Origin of the sequence: Curtobacterium sp. SL109 (assembly GCF_026672405.1) — a bacterium.
Lineage (GTDB): Bacteria > Actinomycetota > Actinomycetes > Actinomycetales > Microbacteriaceae > Curtobacterium.
Map to the genome: position 1 here is coordinate 326,615 of NZ_JAPPRB010000002.1, position 21,422 is coordinate 348,036.

Sequence of the window (21,422 nt, forward strand, 5' to 3'; positions counted from 1 at the left end):
ACCGGGGTGGTGATGCCGGTGGTGTTCCATGGACCCATGGGTGATGCGTTCGACGGGTTCAAGCTCGGTGCGGGGTTCTCGGTGATCGAGCCCGACCGGCACCGGCCGGGGTCCTTCACGCTGGTGGTCGACGGCACGCCCCAGTCCCACGTGGACCTGGAGGACCCGACGCACCTGGCGTTCGAGTACATCCGTCGGATCGGGCACGCCATCGACCTGCTGCCACCCGGACCGATCACCGCGCTGCACCTCGGCGCCGGCGCCCTCACGCTCCCCCGCTACGTCGCGGTGACCCGGCCGGGCTCCCGCCAGCAGGTGGTCGAGCTCGAGCGTGACCTCGTCGACCAGGTGCGCGAGGTGCTGCCGTTCCCCCGCGGCGCCTCGATCCGCGTGCGGTACGGCGACGCCCGCGAGGTCCTCGGCAAGCTGCCGAACGGGCTGCACGGCACGGTCGACCTCGCCGTCGTGGACGTCTTCGGTGGTTCGCGGATCCCGGCGCACGTGACGAGCGTCGAGTTCTACCGGGCGGTCGCCGCGTTCCTCTCCCCCACCGGGATCGTCGCGGTGAACGTCGCCGACGGTGCCGGTCTCGCGTTCGCCCGCGGTCAGGCGTCGACGCTGCAGTCCGTGCTGCCCTCGGTCGCGGCGGTGGCGGACACCGGCATGCTCAAGGGCCGGCGCTTCGGCAACATCGTGCTCCTCGGCTCGCCGACGGACCTGCCCGTGGCCGACATGCCGCGCCGGTACTCCTCGGACCCGATGCCGGCGAAGGTCGTGCACGGGGCCGAACTTCGGGCGTTCATCGCCGGGGCACCCATCGTCACGGACGCGACGGCGGTCGCGTCGCCGGAGCCGAACCGGTCCGTCTTCGGGGCGTGACCCGCACGGCGCTCTCGGGCAACGGGACGGTCGCGCTGCCAGGATGGACGCTGGACGACCGCGCAGGTGCGCGACCGAACGAGACGGGGAAGCCCTCATGACGAACGACGACCGGAGCAACGACGACCGGCCTCGCTACGGCGAGCGCATCACGCCGGACTCGACGCCGCAGTACGGCGAGCAGCAGCAGTACGGCCAGCAGCAGGGCCAGCAGTACGGGCAGCAGTACGGCCAGCAGCAGCAGGGTGACCAGTACGGGCAGCAGCAGGGCCAGCAGTCGGACGCCCCCTCGTGGGGTGGCCAGCAGCACCAGCCGCAGCACCACCAGCAGCAGTACGGGTCCGCCCCGGCGTCCTCCGGTGGCCCGGCGTGGCAGCAGCATCACGAACCCGTCGCCAAGAAGCCGACCGTCGGCCGGATCGCCTTCGTCGCCTCGGTCATCGCGCTCGTGCTCGGCGTCATCGGCGGGTACGTCCTCGGGACCGCGCTCGGTGCGACCGGCGTCATCCGCGACCTCATGCAGAGCGGCGGCACCGGGAGCGCGAGTGACCAGCAGGAGCTCCAGCGGCAGCTCCAGGACTCGCTGATGAACTCCGCGAACGGCGGCCAGTTCGCCGTGGGCAGCGTCTTCATGTGGGTCGCCACGCTGTTCGGTGTGTGGGGCATCGTGCAGGGCATCGTCGCGATCGCCACGAAGCGTGGCCGCCGCTGGGGTGTCTTCGCGGTCATCCTGGCCGTCGTCGCCGTCATCGTGGCGTTCGTCGTCTACATCGGGATCGCGGTCTCCGCCTCCTGACCAGGCACGTCCTCGAAGGCCCGTCCCGCACTGCGCGAGGCGGGCCTTCGGCGTGTGGCAGCGGTCACTCCCGGGTGAGCCCGGTTACCCTCGACCCTGATGTCCAACCCGCCCGAAGACCGCCAGCACCTCGACCGGGACGACCGCGCCCGGGAACCGCGTCACGCGGCCCCCGGAAGCCCGAGCGTCAGCCCCGGCAGCACCTTCGCGCCCATCAGTCTGCGCCCCGCCGTGGACGTGCAGGCCGTGCAGGACCGCCTCCGTGACCTCGGCCAGAGCCGCAGCACCGACGCTCTCGCCGAGCGCGCCGAGCTGATGCGGCTGCTCGGCCGCCTCGACGAGGCCCTCGTCCTGGCCGAGGAGGTCTTCCGCCTGACGATGTTCACGGGTGAGCGCTCCGACAAGGTCGCCGCCCGCATCCGCCGCGCCCACGTCCTGCACGACCTGGGTCGGCACGAGCGCGCCGCGAGCGAGGCCGCCATGGCGCGCGACACCGCCACGACCGAGGAGTGGCCGGAGCTCGAGGGCGCCGCCGCCGAGATCGAGGGCTGGTCGCTGTTCGAGCTCTCCCGTTTCGACGAGGCCCGCGAAGTCCTGGCCCGCTCGTACGAGGCCTTCCGCGCCGCCGGTGCCCCGTCCGAGCGCACGGACGCGCTGCGCACCGCGGTCGAGGCCGCCATGCGTGCGTCGATCGCCCAGCCCGCCACGACCGGCGCGCAGGACCGCGACGCCGCCGACCGTCCCCGGACGGCCCGCGAGCTCGCTGCCCGCCGCGAGACCGACCCGGTCACCCGGGTGGCCGAGCCGGTGAAGGAGGTGCCGCCGATCCGTCGACGCGTCCTCGGCGCCCCCGACGCGGCCCGCACCGAGGGCGACAGCATCTGGGGCAAGCTGACCGGCCGTTCGGACCGCGCGCGCCCCACCGACACCGACCGGTGACCTCGCTCGACCAGGTCCGGGACCGGGCCGAGGAGCTGCTGCGCCTGCACCTGGGCGGCGGCTCGTGGTCGTTCGGCTTCGACCACGCGAAGACCCGTGCCGGCCAGTGCGACTTCGCCAAGCGCCGGATCACGGTCAGTCGGCACCTGGCGGCACGGTTCTCCGACGAGGACGTCGAGCAGGTCCTGCTGCACGAGGTCGCCCATGCGCTGAGTGGGGCCCGTGCCGGCCACGGACCAGCCTGGCGGCGGACCGCCCGGTCGATCGGGTACACCGGGTCGCGGCTGCACGACGGGCCGATCGCCAGCGAGCTCGCACCGTGGGTGGGCACCTGCCCCGCGGGCCACGAGCACTACCGCTACCGGACACCGACCCGACCGCTCGCCTGTGCGAAGTGCTCCCGCCGGTTCGACGAGCGCCACCTGATCACCTGGGCCCGCCAACAGGAGCGTCAGACGACCCATTAGCCTGGCCGGATGCACCCCTTCCGGACCCGGCAGCACGATCCGCAGGTCACCCATTAGCCTGGCCGGATGCACACGGGGCAGCACATCCGCACGGACTCGGGCTCGTCGTGGTTCTTCGACGCCGGACGGATCGCGCTCGACTTCGCGCACACCGGCGGCTTCGCCGACGACCCCGACGGCCGTCGCCCCCGGTCGCGGCTCGGCGAGCTCCTGATGACGCCAGCCGACCTCGACGAGTGGCTCAGCGAGCACACCGAACCCATCGACGTCGGCGCGAACGCCCGCGAGCTCCAGGACGCCCGTGCCCTCCGCGCGGCGATCGGCCGCCTCGCGGTCGCGGCCGCCCCGGGACCGGCCCCGTCGGCGGCGGAGCGGGCCGCCGTGGCAGCCGGGCTCCGCGCCGGCACGGGCAGGACGCGTCCCGCCCCGGACGACATCGACACCGTCAACCTGTTCGCCGCCCTGCCGGACGTGCCCCCGAGCCTCCCGGGTGGACGACGCCGCGCCGGCGCCAACCGGGTCCGGCTCACCCAGGCCCTGTCGAGCGTCGCCCGCGACGCCGTCGCCCTGTTCACCGAGGTCGGCTTCGACGACGTCGAGGCCGACGGCCGGCCCACACGGCTGAGCCGGTGCTCGGCGCCGGACTGCGGGCTGGTGTTCTACGACTCGTCGCGCGGCGGCACCCGTCGCTGGTGCGCGATGCAGCGCTGCGGCAACCGCGCCAAGGTCCGCGCGCACCGCGCCCGTCGCGCGGCCGCCTGACCCGTCGCGCGGCCGCCTGACCGCCTACGCCTCCGGTGCGCGCCAGGTGATCGTCGCGTCGCCCTCGGGGCCCTCGTCGACCGGTGCGGCGCGCAGGTAACTGACGGCCTCGACGGTGCTGCCCTCGGGTGCGAGGAGGACGGCGCAGACGTCGGCCGTGCCGTCGGAGGTGAGGGCCTCGGCGATCGCGGAGCGGTCGAACGGGCAGGCGTCCTGCAGGACGGCGTTCCGGTCGGCCGCGTCGAGCTCGGGTCCGGCCTGCAGCCGGTCGTCGGCGCGGAGCCCCCAGGCGTCGTTGGCCAGGTCACCGACGGCATCCGTGTCGAAGGTGCCCCGTTCGGTCCGGACGGTGAAGTGGGCGAGGTAGGCGTCGTCCCCCTTCGGGTCGAGCCCGAACTGGTCCATCGCCCGGGCGGTCACGCGCTCGACCTTCGTGGCCCGGATGTCGAGCTGGCCGTGGAACGCGGAGCCGTTGAGCTTCGTGGTCACGGAGTCACCGATGTCGTGGCCGCCCTGGGCGCACCCGGCGAGCGTCATGGCGGCGGCGACGGCGAGCGCACCCGCCGTGGTCAGTCGTGCTGCGGTCCCCTGCATGGTCGTCCACGGTAGTCAGCCGGGAGGCCCGGGGCACGTCCTCGACGACGAGCTCGGCTGTCCGTCGGGTTGCGAACCCCCGAATTCCTGGATTCGGTCCCCCGAATCCTCTGGCATGCTCGGCAGCATGACCGACATCGTCACCCCGCGCCTCGCCCCCGCCGGCGGTCCGCGGAAGCGTGCGGCCGGCCTGACGCTCCTCGGGCCGGCGTTCGTCGCCGCGATCGCCTACGTCGACCCGGGCAACGTCGCCGCGAACCTCACCGCGGGGGCGCAGTACGGCTACCTGCTGCTCTGGGTCCTCGTCGCCGCGAACGCCAGCGCAGTCGTGGTGCAGTATCTCTCCGCCAAGCTCGGGGTGGTCACAGGCCGGTCGCTGCCGGAGCTGCTCGGGCTGAAGATGCGCCGGACCCCGCGGCTGCTCTTCTGGGCACAGGCCGAGGTGGTGGCCGCCGCGACCGACGTGGCCGAGGTCATCGGTGGAGCACTGGCCCTGCACCTGCTGTTCGGCCTGCCACTCGTCGCCGGGGGCGTCATCACCGGGGTCGTCTCGATGGCGATCCTCGTGCTGCAGAACCGGCGGGGTGCCCGCACGTTCGAGGTCGTCGTCACGTCGATGCTCGCGATCCTGACCGTCGGCTTCTGCGCGGGACTGCTGTTCGCGCAGGTGTCACCGGGCGAGCTGGTGTCCGGCCTGGTCCCGCGCTTCGAGGGCACACGGTCGGTGATGCTCGCCGCGTCGATGCTCGGCGCGACGGTGATGCCGCACGCGGTGTACCTGCACTCGGCCCTCGCGCGCGACCGGCACGGCGACACCCCCGCTGGGCCGGAGCGCCGCCGGGTCCTCGTCGCGACGCGGTGGGACGTCGCGTTGGCGCTCATCGTCGCGGGCGGCGTGAACGTCTGCATGCTCGTGCTCGCCGCGGCGACGCTGTCGGGGGTGGAGGACACGGACACGATCCCGGGCGCCCAGGCCGCGATCACCGCCAACGTCGGGCCGGTCGTCGGGGTGCTCTTCGCGGTGGGGCTGCTGGCGTCGGGGCTGGCGTCGACCTCGGTCGGGTGCATGGCCGGCGCGGAGATCATGCACGGACTGCTGCACGTGCGGGTCCCGCTGCTCGCCCGACGCCTGGTGACCCTGGTGCCGGCGCTCGTCCTGCTGGCCGTCGGTGCCGACCCGACGATGCTGCTCGTGGTGAGCCAGGTCGTGCTGAGCTTCGGCATCGCCTTCGCCCTCGTCCCGCTCGTGGTCTACACGTCCCGGCGGAGCGTCATGGGCACCGACGTCAACGCCGCAACCACCCGCGTCGTGGCGTGGGTGATCGCGGCGGTGATCGTCGCGTTGAACGTGGCCCTGGTGGTGCTCACGTTCGTCGGCTGAGCCGGGGGCTACTCGACGACGCGGACGCCCTTCCAGAACGCCACGTAGCCGCTGTAGTCCTTGCCGACGCGGTCGAAGGACGACGGGATCGGGGTCGGGTACGACCAGGCGTTGTCCTTGAGCGACTGCCCGTCGACGTTCACGGTGTAGTACTGCGTGTCGCCCTTCCACGGGCAGTGGTACTGCGTGTCGGTCTCGGTGAAGAGCTCGGTCTTCACGCTCGACGGCGGGAAGTACCAGTTGCCCTCGATCTTGATGAGGTCGTCCTCGGATGCCTCTGCGATGACGGTGTCGCCGACGACTGCCTTCATGATGTGCTCCTCGTGCCGTGCCCGCGATCCGGTGACCGCTGGCGTGATGGTGGGAACGCTACGCCGCGCCGGTGTGTTCCCCGGGCCGGACGCTCAGGAGCTCCGGCCCCGCGGCGAGCGCCGCGTGCACCCGCTCCGGTCCGAGCTCCCGTGCGGCCTCGGACGCGGACACCAGGTGTCGGACGGCGCGCCGGAGCCCGGTGAACGCGGCGCACGCGGCCGCGGCCTCCGGCGAGCAGTGGTCGATGCCGACCGCCGTCAGCGCGTCCACGACGGCGCCGGCACCGAGCAGGTCCTCGACGGCGAAGCCGGGCGCCTCCGGCACGTCGACGGACTCCCCGGCCGCCTCGGCGGCGTCGTCCCCGACGGGTGTCGGAGCGGTGCCGGCGGCGATCACCGCGACGACGCAGCGGTCACCCAGTGCGGCCTGGAGGCTCGTCACGCGGTCCGCCACCGTCGCCGCGTTGCCGAGGTGACCGAGCACCACCTCGGCCCCGGCGGGCACCGCGCGCCGCAGGGCCCGGTGGGTGCCCACGTCATCGGCGCCCGGCGTCGGCAGGACGTCCGTCCACACGACCAGGTGCGCCCCGCTCGCGACCCGACGGGCATCGGCGATGCCCCAGCCGAAGCGGACCTGGTACTGCTGCTGGCCTCGTTCACGCACCTCGTCACGATAACCGCTGTGGAGGACCTGTCCCTTTCCACAGGTGCTGCGCTCTGGAGCCGTTCGTCAGGAGGGCCGCCAGTACGATCGACTCCCATGGAGATCGCCCCCGCACCTACCCTGACCGGTGACCGCGTCACGCTCGAGCCCCTCGGCCCGGAGCACGCGGACGACCTCCGCGCGGCGGTCGGCGACGGGGACCTCTGGCGCACCTGGTACACCGCGATCCCGTCCCCGGCGCAGGTCGACGACGAGATCGAGCGCCGCCTCGCGGAGCAGACCGCGGGCCGGATGGTGCCGTTCGCCGTGCGCGACCGACCCACCGGGCGCGTGGTGGGCTCGACGACCTTCATGGCGATCGACACCGCGAACCGTCGGGTCGAGATCGGGCACACCTTCCTGGCCAGGTCGGCGCAGCGCTCCGGGATCAACACCGAGTCGAAGCTGCTGATGCTCTCGCAGGCGTTCGACGTCTGGCAGTGCATCGCGGTCGAGTTCCGCACGCACTGGCACAACCAGCAGTCCCGCGCCGCGATCGCCCGGCTCGGCGCGAAGCAGGACGGCGTGCTGCGCAACCACCAGATCGGGCGCGACGGCACCCTCCGCGACACCGTGGTCTTCTCGATCACCGCGTCCGAGTGGCCCACCGTCCGGCTGTCCCTGGCCGAGCGTCTCCGGCAGCACGACCGCGCCGAGGGCTCCCGCCGTCGGTCCGCCCGGCACGCCTGACCTGCACGGCACGCCCGACCCACTCGCACGCCTGGCCCGCACGGACCGGCAGCAGGGCCGCGGCGTACGGTCGGCGTCATGCACGTCGGTCTCCGCCTCGTCCTCGACGCCCCGGTCGCGTCCGTCCGTGACGCCCTGATGGCCCCGGCGGTGATGGTGGGCGTGACCAAGCCGTTCCTGGTCTACCGCTCGCTCGCGCCCGAGGGCTTCCCGCGCCGCTGGACCCCCGGGCAGCCGCACCCGATCGCCGCGAGTGCCTTCGGCGTCGTGCCGAGCGGTGCGAGCCACGTGGACATCGACCGCTACGAGGTCGACGGCGTCCCCGTGCAGCGCGACAACGGCGGTGGCACGAGCGGCCTGTTCGCCCGGATGGACATGCGGCACCGGATGGCCGCGACGGAGCTCCCCGACGGGAAGACCCTGTTCGTCGACCGGCTGGACTACCGGATGCGCCCGGCGCTGCTCGGCGTCGCGCTCTGGCCCGGCATGTGGGTCATCTGGCAGTGGCGGGCGATCCGGATGCGGGCGCAGGCGCCGTCCTGGCCGCCGGCCTGAGACCCACGCCACCCGGGGAACGCCGACGGCCTGGGACCGACGTCGGACCAGCCCGGCCACGTGCCGGACAGGACCGGACACGCCGACCGGACCCGGGCCTCCCGTCTGCCCTGGTGCCCGGCAACGCGACGGGCGTAGCCTCGACTCTGTGAGCCAGACGCGCCCCCAGGAGCCGACGACCGACGACCGCGTGCACAGCACGATGGCGACCGTGGACTGGCGGCGCATGACGTTCGACCTGTACCGCCGGGTCCGTGCGACATCCGACCCGGAGACCGCGCACGCGATGTGGCGCGAGACCCGTGACGCGATGTTCGCCGAGCACCCCGCCAGTCCGCTGCTGGACGAGGACGCCCGCGACTTCGAGGAGCTCCCCGTGCCGGCCTACGACCCGGAGTGGCGCTTCCGGGCCCGTATCGAGACCGCCGAGCCGCAGGTGCTCGACGTCGAGACGGGCACCGACGGCATCGTGCACTTCGACCGTCTCGGCGTGGTCTCCCTGCCCGGCATCGGCACGCTCGACGTCTGGTCGCACGGCGGCTACGCGGGCGGTGTCTTCGTGCCCGTCAAGGACGCCAGTGCCGGCAAGGCGCGCGGCACGTACGGCGGCGGGCGCTACCTGCTCGACACGATCAAGGGCGCCGACCTCGGTGGGGACGACGGCGAGCTCGTGCTCGACTTCAACTTCGCGTACAACCCCTCGTGCGCGTACGACCCGGCCTGGGCGTGCCCGCTCGCTCCCCCCGGCAACACCGTCGCGGTGCCGATCCCCGTCGGCGAGCAGTACGACTTCTAGGAGCTCCGGACATGTCGACGACGAGCCTCGTGGCACTCGACCCCGGCGGCCGCATCCCGCCGTTCGAACAGGTGCGCTCCCAGATCGCGGCGCAGATCACCGCCGGCTACCTGGTCGACGGCCAGCGGCTGCCGAGCGTGCGGTCGCTCGCGGACGACCTCAAGCTCGCGCCCGGCACGGTCGCGAAGGCGTACCAGCTGCTCGAGGAGTCCGGGCTCGTGCAGACCGCACGGGGAGCAGGCACGCGGGTGGTCCGGCCGGCAGCGGTGCCGGACGAGGTCGCCGCGGCGATCCGCGGCGTGGTCACCGAGGCCCGTGCAGCCGGGCTCTCCGCCGACCAGGCGGCAGCGGCGCTCCGGGACGCCTGGCCCGCGTAGGCAGCACGGCCTCACCGTCGCGTCGACTGCTGCTGCGCTCAGCAGTGGTCGAACACGTACGCCGGGTCGCCCTTCGGCACCAGGTCGCGGTCGCGCAGGATCGTCATCGCGGGTCGGTCCCGCATCGCGCACACCGACGACCACGAGGGCTTCAGCGTGTCCGCGTACTCGACGTCGATGACGCGCTTGGCGTAGACGTCCGTGTACGCCGAGCACTCCCGGTACTGCACGCACTCCTCGGCGACCGCGAAGTCGAACCCGGCGGTCCGCTTGCCGGCCGTGCCGAGCTGCGGGGTGTTCTTCTGCGCTGCCGCCATCCCCTCGCGGTGCACCGCCGCGACGAGGGACGTCGCCAGCGCGACGTTGTCCGCCCGCGTCAGCGCGCCCTTCGACCGGGTCCACGAGTCGAGGTTGTCGAACTCGACGGCGTCGAAGCCCCGGTCGGCACAGCGGGTGATCGCCTTCCCGATGACCTTCGTGACCACGGCACGCTTCGCCGCGGTGCGGGTGTCGAGGAGCATCTCGTCCGGCCAGCCCGGGTCGGACACCGGCTTGCCGGCCGCGGTGCGCAGGATCGCGGACGGGTGCTGTTCCTTCCACATGGCAGCGTCGCCGGGCTGCGTCTGGAAGCCGTTGACGTAGCAGATGCCGTAGGTGCCCTTCGCCGGGCGCTCGGTGCTGTCCCGCTCGACGACGGTCACACCGGCGGGCGGCGCGTAGGCCCCACCCAGCTGGTAGTCCGGCACGCCCGAGGTCGGGAGGTCGCGGTGGCCGTCACCTGCGGCCGTGCCGGTGTCGGCCGCGCAGGCGGCGGTGCCGACCAGGGTGACGAGGAGGACGGCGGGCAGCAGGAGGGAACGGAGGCGCACGACGTCCAGGGTCCCACGGGGGACCTGCTCTTCCGCCGGGTCCCGTCGGAGCGCTACACTGGCTGTACTCGAGGCGCCGATCGCCTCGTGCGTCGTACGGACGCCCCCGAAACCTCCCGGTCGAACTCGACCGATGCGTATCGCGCACCACCGCTCCCCCGGAACCCGTCCGGGTGGGACACCGGTGCCAGGCTCTCTGCTGCGGCGACAGTGCCCGCACCTCCACGTCCTCTCCAGCAGAGGACACGGCCGCTCCCCGAGCGGACGACGGACGCGGACATGCTCCCGCCCGCGCGCCGATCGAGCGCGCACCACGGCCGAATCCGGCCCGAAAGGTCGTCATGACCAACCCCATCGAAGACATCCGTTTCTCCGACCTCGGCGTCCCCGCCCCGATGGTCGACGTGCTCGTCAGCCAGGGCAAGGAGAACGCCTTCCCGATCCAGGCGGACACGCTCCCCGACTCCCTCAAGGGCAAGGACGTGCTCGGCCGCGGTCGCACCGGCTCCGGCAAGACCATCGCGTTCGCGATCCCCCTCGTCGCCCGTCTCGCGGCGAACCCGCAGAAGCGTCGCCCGGGCCGCCCCCGCGCCCTGGTGCTCGCCCCGACCCGTGAGCTCGCGACGCAGATCGACGCCGTGCTCGCCCCCCTCGCCAAGGCGATGGGCCTCACCACCACGACGATCTTCGGCGGCGTCTCGCAGGGTCGTCAGGTCGACGCGCTCCGCAGCGGCGTCGACATCGTCGTCGCCTGCCCGGGCCGCCTCGCCGACCTCATGCAGCAGGGCCACGCCCACCTCGACGCGATCGACGTCACCGTCCTCGACGAGGCCGACCACATGGCCGACATGGGCTTCCTGCCCGGCGTGACGAAGATCATGCAGGCCACGCCCGAGCGCGGGCAGCGCATGCTGTTCTCCGCGACGCTCGACAACGGCGTGGACAAGCTCGTCAAGAAGTTCCTGCACAACCCGGTCATGCACTCCGTCGACGACGAGTCCAGCCCCGTCGAGGCGATGACCCACCACGTGTTCGAGGTCGCCGACGCCGACGGCAAGAAGGACCTCGTCCAGACCCTCGCCTCGGGCACCGGTCGCCGCATCCTCTTCATGCGCACGAAGCACCACGCCAAGCGCCTGGCGAAGCAGCTCTCCTCGCAGGGCATCCCCGCGGTGGACCTGCAGGGCAACCTGTCGCAGGGTGCCCGTGAGCGCAACCTCGCCAAGTTCTCCGCCGGCGAGGCCCTCGTCCTCGTCGCCACCGACGTCGCCGCCCGCGGTGTGCACGTCGACAACGTCGAGCTCGTCGTGCACGTCGACCCGCCGACCGAGCACAAGGCGTACCTGCACCGCTCGGGCCGGACCGCCCGCGCCGGTTCGTCCGGTGACGTCGTCACCGTGGTGATGCCCGCCGAGCGTCGCGACGTCGCGCAGATGATGCGCAAGGCCGCGATCTCCGTCGCGCCGCAGCAGGTCACCCCGCGGTCCGCGCCGGTGCTCGAGCTCGTCGGCGAGATCGCCCCGCTCCGTCACGAGGACCCGGCCGCCGTCCAGCAGCAGCAGCCGCAGCGCCGGCAGCAGTCCTCCGCGGGCTCGTCGTCCGCCGGTCGTGGCCGTGGCCGCGGTGGCCGCTCGGGAGGCTCGGCTCCGGCCGCGCAGTCCAGCTCGGCCGGCAACGGCTCGGGTTCGGGTCGTCGCGGTGGCCGTGCCACCGAGGGCTCGTCCGCCTCGTCCGCCGGCTCGACCGGTCAGCGTCGTTCCGGTGGCGCCCCCGTCGCGCCGGCAGCGACTCGCCCCGCGGCGGGTCCGCCCAGGTCTGGTCCTCCGACGGTGGCTACGCCCCCGGTCGCGCAGCCGGCACCGAGTCCAGCGGCAACCGCCGTGGTGGCTCGCGCCGTGCCTCCCGTCCGGCCGGCACCGGCCGCTGACCCACGCTCCCTCGGGGCGTGCAACCCCCGCGGGACACCGGTGTTCGGTGGTCGCACCGCGGATCTCCGCGGCGCGACTGCTGAACACCGGTGTCTTGCGTCGGGGGGGGCGAGTCGAACCTGGGTGGGGACTGCGAACGCGTGTCCGCAGAGCGCGTAGGTTCCTGGTCATCGGCGGGCGCGCGAGCGACCACCGGTGGTTTTGTCCGACGACGGAAGGAGCCGCCACATGGCAGGCATCGACGACATCAAGAACGCCGCTGAGAAGGCGGCCGGCAAGGTCAAGGAAGCCGTCGGCAACACGACGGACAACGACCGCCTGAAGGCCGAGGGTCAGACCGACCAGGCCAAGGCCTCGACCAAGCAGGGTGCGACCGACGTCAAGGACGCCGCGCACGGCGTGGCCGACAGCTTCAAGGACAACAAGTAGGACCAAGCCGGTCTCGACAGACCGCGCTGCGAAGCCCCCGGGACCATCGGTCCCGGGGGCTTCGTCGTGCGTGGGGCTAGAGCAGGGCGCCGACCGAGGCGAGCCCGGCGCGCATCAGGGCGCCGCGGCCACCCTCCATCTCCTCGGACACCGCGATCGAGGCGGCCTCCATCGGGCTCATCCACGTCAGCTCGAGGGCGTCCTGCCGCGGCTCGCACGTCCCGGTGACGGGGACGACGTACGCCAGGGAGATCGCGTGCTGGCGCTCGTCCGTGTAGACCGAGGCACCGGGGAGCGGGAAGTACTCCGCCACGGTGAACGGCGCCGGGTTCGACGGCAGCTGCGGGAACGCCATCGGCCCGAGGTCCTTCTCGAGGTGCCGGAACAGCGCCGTGCGGATCGACTCGCCGAACATGACGCGACCGGACACGAGCGTGCGGGCGATCGACCCACTCGGGGCCACGCGGAGCAGCACGCCGACCTCGGTCACGACGCCGAGTCCGTCGGTGCGGACGGGGATGGCTTCGACGTAGCAGATCGGCAGGCGACGGCGGACCATCGCGAGCTCCTCGTCGGACAGCCAGCCGGAGTCAGGATCGGGATCGGGGGTGCGCGTCGAGGCCATGCTCCGTGTCTACCAGGCGGCGGGGCGAAGCAGGTGGAAGGGCGCGGGGTCGTGGAGGGACACCGGGTGCGCGTCGCTACTGTCGGCTGCATGATCGACCCCGACCTCGTCCAGTGGACCCGCCCGACCGGTGACCGCGCCGGCACACCCCTGCTCGTCGCGCTGCACGGCGTCGGCTCCGACGAGCACGACCTGCTCGCGCTCGCGCCGGCCCTGCCGCCCGCGTGGACGATCGCCTCGCTGCGGGCGCCGCTGCCGTGGGGCGGCGGACACAGCTGGTACCCGCTCGGCACGCCGGGGTCGCCGGAGCTCGGACCCGTCGACGCGGCGGTCGAGGAGGTCCTCGACTGGGTCGACGGCGTCGCGGCCGACCACCCGCGCATCGGGCTGCTCGGCTTCTCGCAGGGCGGGTCGATGGCGCTGCAGCTCCTGCGCGCCCGGCCGGCGGGCTTCGCGTTCGCGGTGTCCCTGTCGGGCTTCGTCGTGCCGGGCGTCACCGACTCCCGGGACGAGGCGGTCGCGGCCGTCCGGCCCCGCGTGTTCCTCGGTCACGGTGACCTCGACCCGGTGATCCCCGGTGACGCCACCGCGCGCACCGCGGTGTGGGCAGCGGAGCACACGGACGTGACCGTCCGTGCCTACGAGGGGCTGCCACACGCGGTGTCGGCCGCGGAGCTGGCCGACGTGGCCGCCTTCATCGGCGGCTGACGGCGTCGCCACCACATGACGGACGGGAGGCTCCCCGCCAGCTGGTGGGGAGCCTCCCGTCCGTCGTGTGGCCCGGCTCAGTCGGCGAGGATCTGCAGGAGGTCCTTGCGGAGCTGGTCGACCTTGGCCGCGGCGGCCTTGACCTGCTCGTCGGTCGCACTGGTGCGGTACATGTGCAGGACGCCCATGGTCTTGCGGAGCGCCTCGACGAACTCGCGCTGCGAGTCGGGCATGCCGGGCGTGGACTCCCACGCGGCGGCGATCTCGTCGGCCTTGGCCGCTGCCTCGGCCCGGCCGGCGTCCGTGAGCTCGAAGAGCGTCTTGCGACCGTCGCCGGTCGAGACGACGAGGTCCTCGTCGACGAGCTGCTGGAGCGTCGGGTAGACCGAGCCGGGGCTCGGCTTCCAGGCGCCACCGGTGCGCTCGGCGATCGTCTTGATCACGGCGTAGCCGTTCTGGGGGCCCTCGGCCAGCAGGCCGAGGATGGCGAGGCGGACGTCGCCGCGGCGGCGGCGCTCCCGGCCGAAGCCGGGACCGCCGAACCCGGGACCGAAGCCCATGCCGGGCCCGAAGCCGCCGCGGCCGCCGAAGCCCGTCGGGCCGGGGCCGAAGCCGCCGCGCCCGCCGTGCTCGCCGCGGTCGCGGCCGGGGAAGCCGACGCCGTGGTGCGCGCGCCCGCCGCCGAAGCGGGGGCCGCGCGGTCCGGAGCCACGCTGGTCGTGGCGGTGGTCGTGCATGTTCTCGTGGTCGTCCATGGGGTGCATGGTGACTCCTCTCGAGGGTCGTGACGGAAGTGGGCTCGCGATCCGTTCCGGAGTGTTCCGGCACTGTCGCGATGCAGTAACGATAGATCGGTAACTATCGGTCTGTCAAGCGTCTGGTCCGTCTGGTGCTCGTCGGCTCCTTGTCGGGGTCTTGTCGGTGGCGGCGGGCAGGATGGGACGGACCATGACGGACGTCCTCGAGCGCTTCTCCCCCGCCACCGCTGCGTGGTTCCGCGGTGCGTTCAGCGCACCGACCGCGGCACAGTCCGGTGCGTGGGACGCCATCTCGACCGGCCGGCACGCGCTCGTCGTCGCCCCGACCGGCTCCGGCAAGACGCTCGCGTCCTTCCTGTGGTCGATCGACCGCCTCATCAGCTCCACGGACCACCCCGAACCGAAGCAGCGCACGCGGGTGCTCTACATCTCGCCGCTGAAGGCCCTCGGCGTCGACGTCGAGCGGAACCTCCGCAGCCCGCTCGTCGGCATCACGCAGACGGCTCGCCGGCTCGGGCTCGAACCGCCGGACGTCACGGTCGGCGTCCGGAGCGGTGACACCCCGTCGTCCGACCGACAGAAGCTGCTGCGGCTGCCGCCGGACATCCTCATCACCACGCCCGAGTCGCTCTACCTGATGCTGACGTCGAAGGCGCGGGAGACCCTGCTGAACGTCGACACCGTCATCGTCGACGAGGTCCACGCCGTCGCGTCCTCCAAGCGCGGGGCGCACCTGGCCGTCTCGCTCGAGCGCCTCGACGACCTGCTCGACAAGCCGGTGCAGCGCATCGGGCTGTCCGCCACCGTTCGTCCGGCGGAAGAGGTCGCCCGGTTCCTCGGCGGTCGCGCTCCGGTCGAGATCATCGCCCCGCCGGCACAGAAGACCTTCGACCTGCGCGTGGTCGTGCCGGTCGACGACATGTCCGAGCTCGGGTCGCCGCCCGTCGGCTCGGACTCCTCGGACGCGCCGTCGAACGGGTCGATCTGGCCCCACGTGGAAGAACGCGTGGTCGACCTGATCGAGGAGCACCGGTCGACGATCGTGTTCGCGAACTCGCGGCGGTTGGCCGAGCGCCTGACCGCCCGGCTGAACGAGATCCACGAGGAACGCGTGGTGGCCGCCGCGGGTGACGGCGTCCTGGTCCCCGCCGGGGCGTCACCCGACGACGTCGGGCTGCCGGGTGGGCGGGCGCAGTCACCGGGGCGGGCATCGGCCCACGCCCCCGTGCCGCAGCAGACGCGGCCGCCAGCGGAGATGATCGGTGCGTCCGGCCAGACCGCCGGCGCCGTGCCCGTCCTCGCCCGGGCCCACCACGGCTCCGTGTCCAAGGACCAGCGCGCCATCATCGAGGACGACCTGAAGTCGGGCCGCCTGCGGTGCGTGGTCGCGACGAGTTCGCTCGAGCTCGGCATCGACATGGGTGAGGTCGACCTGGTCGTGCAGGTCGAGGCCCCGCCGTCGGTCGCCAGCGGCCTGCAGCGCGTCGGCCGCGCCGGGCACCAGGTCGGGGAGATCTCCCGAGGAGTCCTCTTCCCGAAGCACCGCGCCGACCTCGTACACAGTGCCGTCACCGTCGAGCGCATGGTGTCCGGGCAGATCGAGTCGATCTCGGTGCCCGCGAACCCCCTCGACGTCCTGGCGCAGCACACCGTCGCCGCCGGGGCCGTCGACACCCTCGACGTCGAGCACTGGTTCGAGCTCGTGCGCCGCAGTGCCCCGTTCAGCGGCCTGCCACGCTCGGCGTTCGACGCCACGCTCGACTTGATCACCGGGCGGTACCCGAGCGATGAGTTCGCCGAGCTCCGTCCGCGCCTGGTCTGGGACCGCGTCCACGGCACGCTCACCGGACGTCCCGGTGCACAACGCCTGGCCGTGACGAGCGGTGGCACGATCCCCGACCGCGGCATGTTCGGCGTGTTCATGGTCGGCGAACGGGCGTCCCGCGTCGGCGAGCTCGACGAGGAGATGGTCTACGAGTCCCGCGTGGGCGACGTCTTCGCGCTCGGTGCCACCAGCTGGCGCATCGAGGAGATCACGCACGACCGCGTCATCGTCAGCCCGGCGTTCGGGCAGCCCGGCCGGGTGCCGTTCTGGAAGGGCGACGGCATCGGGCGTCCCGCCGAGCTCGGGCGCGCGACCGGGGCCTACATCAGGGAGGTCGAGTCCGCCTCCGACGCCGATGCCCGTGCCCGGGTCTCCGCCGGCGGGCTCGACGAGCGTGCCGTGACGAACCTGCTGACCTTCCTGCGCGAGCAGCGGGCAGCCACCGGGCACGTGCCGAACGACACCACTCTCGTGGTCGAGCGCTTCCGCGACGAGCTCGGCGACTGGCGCCTGATCCTGCACTCCCCGTACGGCATGCAGGTCCACGCGCCGTGGGCCCTCGCCGTGGCCGCACGACTCCGCGAACGGCATGGCATCGACGGCGACGCGATGGCCGCGGACGACGGCATCGTGGTGCGCATCCCCGAGACCGACGCCGAACCCCCTGGGGCCGACCTGTTCGTCTTCGAGCGGGACGACCTCGAGGCCGTGGTCACGGACGAGGTCGGCGGCTCGGCGCTGTTCGCCGCCCGGTTCCGCGAGTGCGCCGCCCGCGCGCTGCTGCTCCCCCGCCGCGACCCCGGCCGACGCTCCCCGCTGTGGCAGCAGCGGCAGCGGGCGTCCCAGCTGCTCGAGGTCGCCCAGAAGTACCCGACCTTCCCGATCGTGCTCGAGACCGTGCGCGAGGTCCTGCAGGACGTCTACGACGTGCCGGCGCTGCTCGGCATCGCGGACGAGATCGCCCGGCGCGGCATCCGGCTCGTCGAGAGCGAGACCGCGACGCCGTCCCCCTTCGCCCGCTCGCTGCTGTTCGGGTACGTCGCCGCCTTCATGTACGAGGGCGACTCCCCGCTGGCCGAGCGCCGGGCCGCGGCACTCTCGCTCGACTCGACGCTCCTCAGCGAGCTGCTCGGTCGCGCGGAGCTCCGTGAACTGCTCGACCCGGCCGTGATCGCGTCGACCGAGCAGGACCTGCAGCGACTCTCGCCGGACCGCCGCGCACGGGACACCGAGGGCCTGGTCGACGTCCTGCGCCTGGTCGGTGCGATCGACCTCGACGAAGCCGTCGACCGGAGCTGGCTCGCCACCGACTCCGATCGTCCGGCGGCTCGGGACACCCTCCGCACCACGCTCGAGGCACTCGAACGCGACCGCCGCGTGCTGTCGTTCTCCCACGCCGGGGCCACCCGCTGGGCCGTGATCGAGGACGCTGCCCGGCTCCGCGACGCCCTCGGCGTGCCGCTGCCGATCGGCGTCCCCACCGCGTTCATCGAACCCGTCGCCGACCCGCTCGGCGACCTGGTCGGCCGCTACGCCCGGTCGCACGGGCCGTTCGCCGCGCAGGACGCCGCCTCGCGCCTGGGGCTCGGCATCGCCGTCGTGCAGGACACCCTGCGTCGTCTGGCCGCCGACCGTCGCCTGGTCGAGGGCGAGTTCCGCCCGGACCGGCAGGGCGCCGAGTGGTGTGACGCCGAGGTGCTGCGCCGGATCCGCACGCGGTCGCTCGCAGCACTCCGACACGAGGTCGAACCGGTCTCCTCGGACACCCTCGCCCGGTTCCTGCCCGCGTGGCAGCACGTCCGGACGCCCGGCACCCGCGGTGGTCTGCGCGGGATCGACGGCGTGCTCCAGGTCATCGACCAGCTCGCCGGCGTCGCCCTGCCCGCCAGCGCGTGGGAGTCGCTCGTCCTGCCCGTCCGGGTGTCCGACTACGCGCCGAGCATGCTCGACGAGCTCACCGCCACCGGCGAGGTCCTGTGGTCCGGGGGTGGCACGCTGCCCGGCAACGACGGCTGGGTCCGGCTGCACCTGGCCGACACCGCCGCGACGACGCTCGCCGAGCCCTCGGGCGACGAGACCACCGAGCTGCAGCGCGACGTGCTCGGCGCCCTGGCCGGTGGCGGCGCGTACTTCTTCCGGCAGCTCGGGCAGGCCGTCGGCAGCACCGACGACCAAGCCCTGACGACGGCGCTCTGGGACCTGGTCTGGGGCGGACAGATCACGAACGACACCTTCGCGCCGCTGAGGGCGATGCTCGGCGGACGCGCCAAGAGCACCACCGCGCCGCGCACCCGGGCCTACCGCGGACGTCGTCGCCCGACGCTGCCGACGCAGTCCGGACCGCCGAGCGTGGGCGGCCGCTGGTCGTTGCTGCCGCTCGCCGAGGCCGACGCCACCGTGCGGGCGGCAGCCACGGCGGAGCAGCTGCTCGAGCGGTACGGCGTGGTCACCCGCGGCGCCGTGCAGGTCGAGGGCGTCCGGGGCGGCTTCGCCGGCGTGTACCGGGTCCTCGCACGGTTCGAGGAGTCGGGTCGAGCGCGCCGCGGGTACTTCATCGAGGGGCTCGGAGCGGCGCAGTTCGCGACCAGCCCCACGATCGACCGCCTGCGCACCTACGCCAGGGACCTCGACGAGGACGAGCGGGCGAACCCTGACCGGGTGCGTGAGGTCATCACCCTGGCGGCGACCGACCCGGCGAACCCGTACGGGGCGTCGCTGCCGTGGCCGACGGACGGGGACACTTCGGACCCCGACGGCACCGAGCCTGCCACCGGTGCCGCCGCCGCCGTTCCGCGCGCTTCCGCTGAACCGGGCGCGAAGACGGCGCGCGGGCACCGGCCCGGGCGGAAGGCCGGCGCACTGGTGGTGCTCGTCGACGGCGAACTCGGCGTCTACGTCGAGCGCGGCGGCAAGTCGGTGCTGACCTTCACCGAGGACCCGGCCGACCTCACCGCGGCCGCGACCTCCATCGCCACGACCGTCCGGACCGGGCTCGGCAAGCTCTCGGTCGAACGGGTCAACGGCGTCTTCGTGCTGGAGTCCCCGTTCGGTGACGCCCTGCGCGCTGCCGGCTTCACCGCGACACCCCAGGGGGTGCGACTCCGTGCCTGAGGGCGACACCGTCTACCGCGCCGCGCACCGCCTGCACACGGCGCTGGCCGTCAAGGTCCTGACGCGCAGCGACTTCCGCGTGCCGGCGTTCGCCACGCTCGACCTGGTCGGCCGCACCGTGGACGAGGTCGTCCCCCGGGGCAAGCACATCCTGCACCGGATCGGCAACCTGACCGTGCACTCCCACCTGAAGATGGAGGGCCGCTGGGACGTCTACGCGCCGGGCGACCGCTGGCGCCGCCCGGCCCACCAGGCCCGGGCCGTGCTCGACGCCGATGACGTGTCGACCGTCGGCTTCACCCTCGGGGTGCTCGAGGTCGTGGCACGCGACCAGGAGTCCGAGATCGTCGGGTACCTCGGACCGGACCTGCTCGGGCCCGACTGGGACCCCGCCGTCGCCGAGGCGAACCTGGTCGCCGATCCCGCACGACCGATCGGTCTCGCGCTGCTGGACCAGCGGGTGCTCGCCGGCCTCGGCAACGTCTACCGGAACGAGCTCTGCTTCCTCCGCGGCGTCCTGCCCACCCGCCCGGCCGGGGAGGTCGAGGACCCGACGCGGATGATCGCCCTGGCGCACCGGCTCATCCTGACGAACCGCGACCGCAGCGCCCGCGTGACGACGGGCGTCGACCGGCCCGGCCGCCGCTTCTGGGTCTACGGCCGGGACCGCAAGCCCTGCCTGCGCTGTCGGACGCCCATCCGCCGAGGTGAGCTCGGCGAGTCCGACCTGTCGCTCCGCGACACCTACTGGTGCCCGCGCTGCCAGTCCTGACGGTTCCGTCGGCTCCGGCCGGGATCAGACGGCAGCGGGCCGGTCCGCGACAGGACGACGACGGAGCTCTGCAAGCCTGATCACCGGCGGCTCGTACTGCTGGTCGAGCCGCCCGACATCGGTGCCCGGCGGGACGATGGCGTCGATGCGGTCGAGCACCTCGTCGGAGAGCACGACGTCGGCACCGGCGAGCAGGTCGTCGAGCTGCTCCATCGACCGCGGGCCGATCAGTGCGCTCGTGACGCCCGGGTGGGCGATCGCGAACGCCAGGGCCAGGTGGGTCATCCGGATGCCGGTCTCCTCGGACAGCGCCACGATCTGCTCGACGGCGTCGATGCGCCGCTCGTCCTGGTTGTGGCGGAACATGCCGACGCGCGCCAGGTCGCTGTCCTGGCCCTTCCGGAACCGCCCGGTCAACATCCCACCGGCGAGCGGGCTCCACACGAGCGTGCCCATGCCGTGGCGCTGAGCGACCGGCAGGACCTCGCGCTCGATGCCGCGGTTGAGGATCGAGTAGGTCGGCTGCTCCGTGCGGAAGCGCTCCAGGCCCCGGCGTTCCGACGTCCACTGTGCCTCGACCTGCATCGACGCGGGGAAGTCCGACGTGCCGATCATCCGCACCTTGCCGCTCCGGACCAGGTCGGTGAGGGCGGACAGCGTCTCCTCGAGGTCGACCGTGTCGTCCGGTCGGTGTGCCTGGTACAGGTCGATGTGGTCCGTCTGGAGTCGGCGCAGGGAGTCCTCGACGGCACGCATGATCCACCTGCGTGAGTTGCCCTGCCGGTTCGGGTCGTCGCCCATCGCCCCGTTGAACTTCGTGGCGAGGACGACGTCGTCGCGCCGGCCCTTGAGTGCCTTGCCGAGGAGCTCCTCCGACCCGCCCTGTGAGTAGCGGTCGGCGGTGTCGATGAGGTTGATGCCGGCGTCGAGCGCGCGGTGCACGATGCGGATCGAGTCCTGTTCGTCGCCGTTGCCGATGCGGCCGTCGGTGCCGAGCATCATGGCTCCGAGGGCGAAGGGACTGACCTGGACACCGGTCGTGCCGAGGGTGCGGTACTGCATGGGTTCCTCCTGTCGATGGCGCCCCGAGTCGCCGTGCCGTATCGTGAGCCGAACTGGAACGTCCTTCCGGAACTATACGGAATGC

22 protein-coding genes are annotated in these 21,422 nt (G+C 73.0%); 15 read left to right on the forward strand and 7 right to left on the reverse strand.

Annotated elements, in window-relative coordinates:
- Nucleotides 1-36: 36 nt before the first annotated feature.
- The 5 genes from OVA28_RS02875 (at nt 37) to OVA28_RS02895 (ending at nt 3,843) form a co-directional block, all read left to right on the forward strand.
- Nucleotides 37-879 carry a spermidine synthase gene (locus tag OVA28_RS02875; protein WP_268095675.1) on the forward strand — a complete coding sequence of 281 codons (843 nt, stop codon included), beginning with the start codon at nt 37-39 and terminating at the stop codon, nt 877-879.
- Nucleotides 880-976: 97 nt separating this feature from the next.
- The gene (locus tag OVA28_RS02880) at nt 977-1,675 is read left to right on the forward strand and encodes a hypothetical protein (RefSeq protein ID WP_268095676.1); all 699 of its coding nucleotides are present in this window, start codon (nt 977-979) and stop codon (nt 1,673-1,675) included.
- Between the two features lie 99 nt (nt 1,676-1,774).
- Nucleotides 1,775-2,614 (forward strand): hypothetical protein, encoded by an 840-nt coding sequence (locus OVA28_RS02885; protein WP_194659383.1) that lies wholly within the window; start codon nt 1,775-1,777, stop codon nt 2,612-2,614.
- A complete protein-coding gene (locus OVA28_RS02890; RefSeq protein ID WP_194659384.1) occupies nt 2,611-3,081 on the forward strand; it encodes a SprT-like domain-containing protein in 471 nt (156 codons plus the stop codon). Before OVA28_RS02885 ends, OVA28_RS02890 begins: the two co-directional genes overlap by 4 nt.
- A 66-nt stretch (nt 3,082-3,147) precedes the next feature.
- Entirely contained in the window at nt 3,148-3,843 is a 696-nt protein-coding gene (locus OVA28_RS02895; RefSeq protein WP_194659385.1) for a CGNR zinc finger domain-containing protein, read from the forward strand.
- 24 nt (nt 3,844-3,867) lie between these two features.
- Here the strand turns inward: OVA28_RS02895 and OVA28_RS02900 are convergent, their stop codons facing one another.
- Nucleotides 3,868-4,437 carry a hypothetical protein gene (locus tag OVA28_RS02900; RefSeq protein ID WP_268095677.1) on the reverse strand — a complete coding sequence of 190 codons (570 nt, stop codon included), beginning with the start codon at nt 4,435-4,437 and terminating at the stop codon, nt 3,868-3,870.
- A 127-nt stretch (nt 4,438-4,564) separates the two neighbouring features.
- On the opposite strand from OVA28_RS02900, the gene OVA28_RS02905 reads away from it, so the two are divergent.
- Complete coding sequence (locus OVA28_RS02905) at nt 4,565-5,818, forward strand: Nramp family divalent metal transporter (RefSeq protein WP_268095678.1); 1,254 nt, start codon at nt 4,565-4,567, stop codon at nt 5,816-5,818.
- Nucleotides 5,819-5,826: 8 nt separating this feature from the next.
- Here OVA28_RS02905 and OVA28_RS02910 read toward each other — a convergent pair whose 3' ends face one another.
- Nucleotides 5,827-6,129, reverse strand: coding sequence for a DUF427 domain-containing protein (locus OVA28_RS02910; protein ID WP_267424557.1), 303 nt, complete (start codon nt 6,127-6,129; stop codon nt 5,827-5,829).
- Between the two features lie 58 nt (nt 6,130-6,187).
- Nucleotides 6,188-6,793, reverse strand: a complete 606-nt coding sequence (locus OVA28_RS02915) for a hypothetical protein (protein ID WP_268095679.1) — start codon at nt 6,791-6,793, stop codon at nt 6,188-6,190.
- A 96-nt stretch (nt 6,794-6,889) separates the two neighbouring features.
- Here OVA28_RS02915 and OVA28_RS02920 point away from each other — a divergent pair, with 96 nt between their 5' ends.
- From OVA28_RS02920 to OVA28_RS02935, 4 genes are all read left to right on the forward strand, one after another.
- Nucleotides 6,890-7,522 carry a GNAT family N-acetyltransferase gene (locus tag OVA28_RS02920; protein WP_194659390.1) on the forward strand — a complete coding sequence of 211 codons (633 nt, stop codon included), beginning with the start codon at nt 6,890-6,892 and terminating at the stop codon, nt 7,520-7,522.
- A gap of 78 nt (nt 7,523-7,600) precedes the next feature.
- Nucleotides 7,601-8,077 carry a hypothetical protein gene (locus OVA28_RS02925; protein WP_268095680.1) on the forward strand — a complete coding sequence of 159 codons (477 nt, stop codon included), beginning with the start codon at nt 7,601-7,603 and terminating at the stop codon, nt 8,075-8,077.
- Nucleotides 8,078-8,303: 226 nt separating this feature from the next.
- The gene (locus OVA28_RS02930; protein ID WP_268098146.1) at nt 8,304-8,873 is read left to right on the forward strand and encodes a DUF1684 domain-containing protein; all 570 of its coding nucleotides are present in this window, start codon (nt 8,304-8,306) and stop codon (nt 8,871-8,873) included.
- Between the two features lie 11 nt (nt 8,874-8,884).
- Nucleotides 8,885-9,250 carry a GntR family transcriptional regulator gene (locus tag OVA28_RS02935; protein ID WP_194659392.1) on the forward strand — a complete coding sequence of 122 codons (366 nt, stop codon included), beginning with the start codon at nt 8,885-8,887 and terminating at the stop codon, nt 9,248-9,250.
- Nucleotides 9,251-9,288: 38 nt separating this feature from the next.
- Here OVA28_RS02935 and OVA28_RS02940 read toward each other — a convergent pair whose 3' ends face one another.
- Complete coding sequence (locus OVA28_RS02940) at nt 9,289-10,119, reverse strand: endo alpha-1,4 polygalactosaminidase (RefSeq protein WP_268095681.1); 831 nt, start codon at nt 10,117-10,119, stop codon at nt 9,289-9,291.
- Nucleotides 10,120-10,460: 341 nt separating this feature from the next.
- Here OVA28_RS02940 and OVA28_RS02945 point away from each other — a divergent pair, with 341 nt between their 5' ends.
- Nucleotides 10,461-12,206, forward strand: coding sequence for a DEAD/DEAH box helicase (locus OVA28_RS02945; RefSeq protein WP_268095682.1), 1,746 nt, complete (start codon nt 10,461-10,463; stop codon nt 12,204-12,206).
- A 69-nt stretch (nt 12,207-12,275) separates the two neighbouring features.
- Entirely contained in the window at nt 12,276-12,476 is a 201-nt protein-coding gene (locus OVA28_RS02950; RefSeq protein ID WP_194659395.1) for a CsbD family protein, read from the forward strand.
- A 76-nt stretch (nt 12,477-12,552) separates the two neighbouring features.
- Here the strand turns inward: OVA28_RS02950 and OVA28_RS02955 are convergent, their stop codons facing one another.
- A complete protein-coding gene (locus OVA28_RS02955) occupies nt 12,553-13,101 on the reverse strand; it encodes an NUDIX hydrolase family protein (protein ID WP_071276854.1) in 549 nt (182 codons plus the stop codon).
- 90 nt (nt 13,102-13,191) lie between these two features.
- On the opposite strand from OVA28_RS02955, the gene OVA28_RS02960 reads away from it, so the two are divergent.
- Nucleotides 13,192-13,809: an alpha/beta hydrolase gene (locus tag OVA28_RS02960; RefSeq protein ID WP_268095683.1), complete on the forward strand. Its 618-nt coding sequence runs from the start codon at nt 13,192-13,194 to the stop codon at nt 13,807-13,809.
- Between the two features lie 77 nt (nt 13,810-13,886).
- Here OVA28_RS02960 and OVA28_RS02965 read toward each other — a convergent pair whose 3' ends face one another.
- Nucleotides 13,887-14,564: a PadR family transcriptional regulator gene (locus OVA28_RS02965; protein WP_194660135.1), complete on the reverse strand. Its 678-nt coding sequence runs from the start codon at nt 14,562-14,564 to the stop codon at nt 13,887-13,889.
- A 193-nt stretch (nt 14,565-14,757) separates the two neighbouring features.
- Here OVA28_RS02965 and OVA28_RS02970 point away from each other — a divergent pair, with 193 nt between their 5' ends.
- Both OVA28_RS02970 and OVA28_RS02975 read left to right on the forward strand, forming a co-directional pair.
- On the forward strand, nt 14,758-19,503 hold the full coding sequence (locus OVA28_RS02970) for an ATP-dependent helicase (protein ID WP_268095684.1): 4,746 nt from the start codon (nt 14,758-14,760) through the stop codon (nt 19,501-19,503).
- Nucleotides 19,496-20,275, forward strand: a complete 780-nt coding sequence (locus OVA28_RS02975; protein ID WP_268095685.1) for a DNA-formamidopyrimidine glycosylase family protein — start codon at nt 19,496-19,498, stop codon at nt 20,273-20,275. Before OVA28_RS02970 ends, OVA28_RS02975 begins: the two co-directional genes overlap by 8 nt.
- Before the next feature lie 24 nt (nt 20,276-20,299).
- Here OVA28_RS02975 and OVA28_RS02980 read toward each other — a convergent pair whose 3' ends face one another.
- On the reverse strand, nt 20,300-21,337 hold the full coding sequence (locus tag OVA28_RS02980) for an aldo/keto reductase (RefSeq protein ID WP_268095686.1): 1,038 nt from the start codon (nt 21,335-21,337) through the stop codon (nt 20,300-20,302).
- Nucleotides 21,338-21,422: the final 85 nt, after the last annotated feature.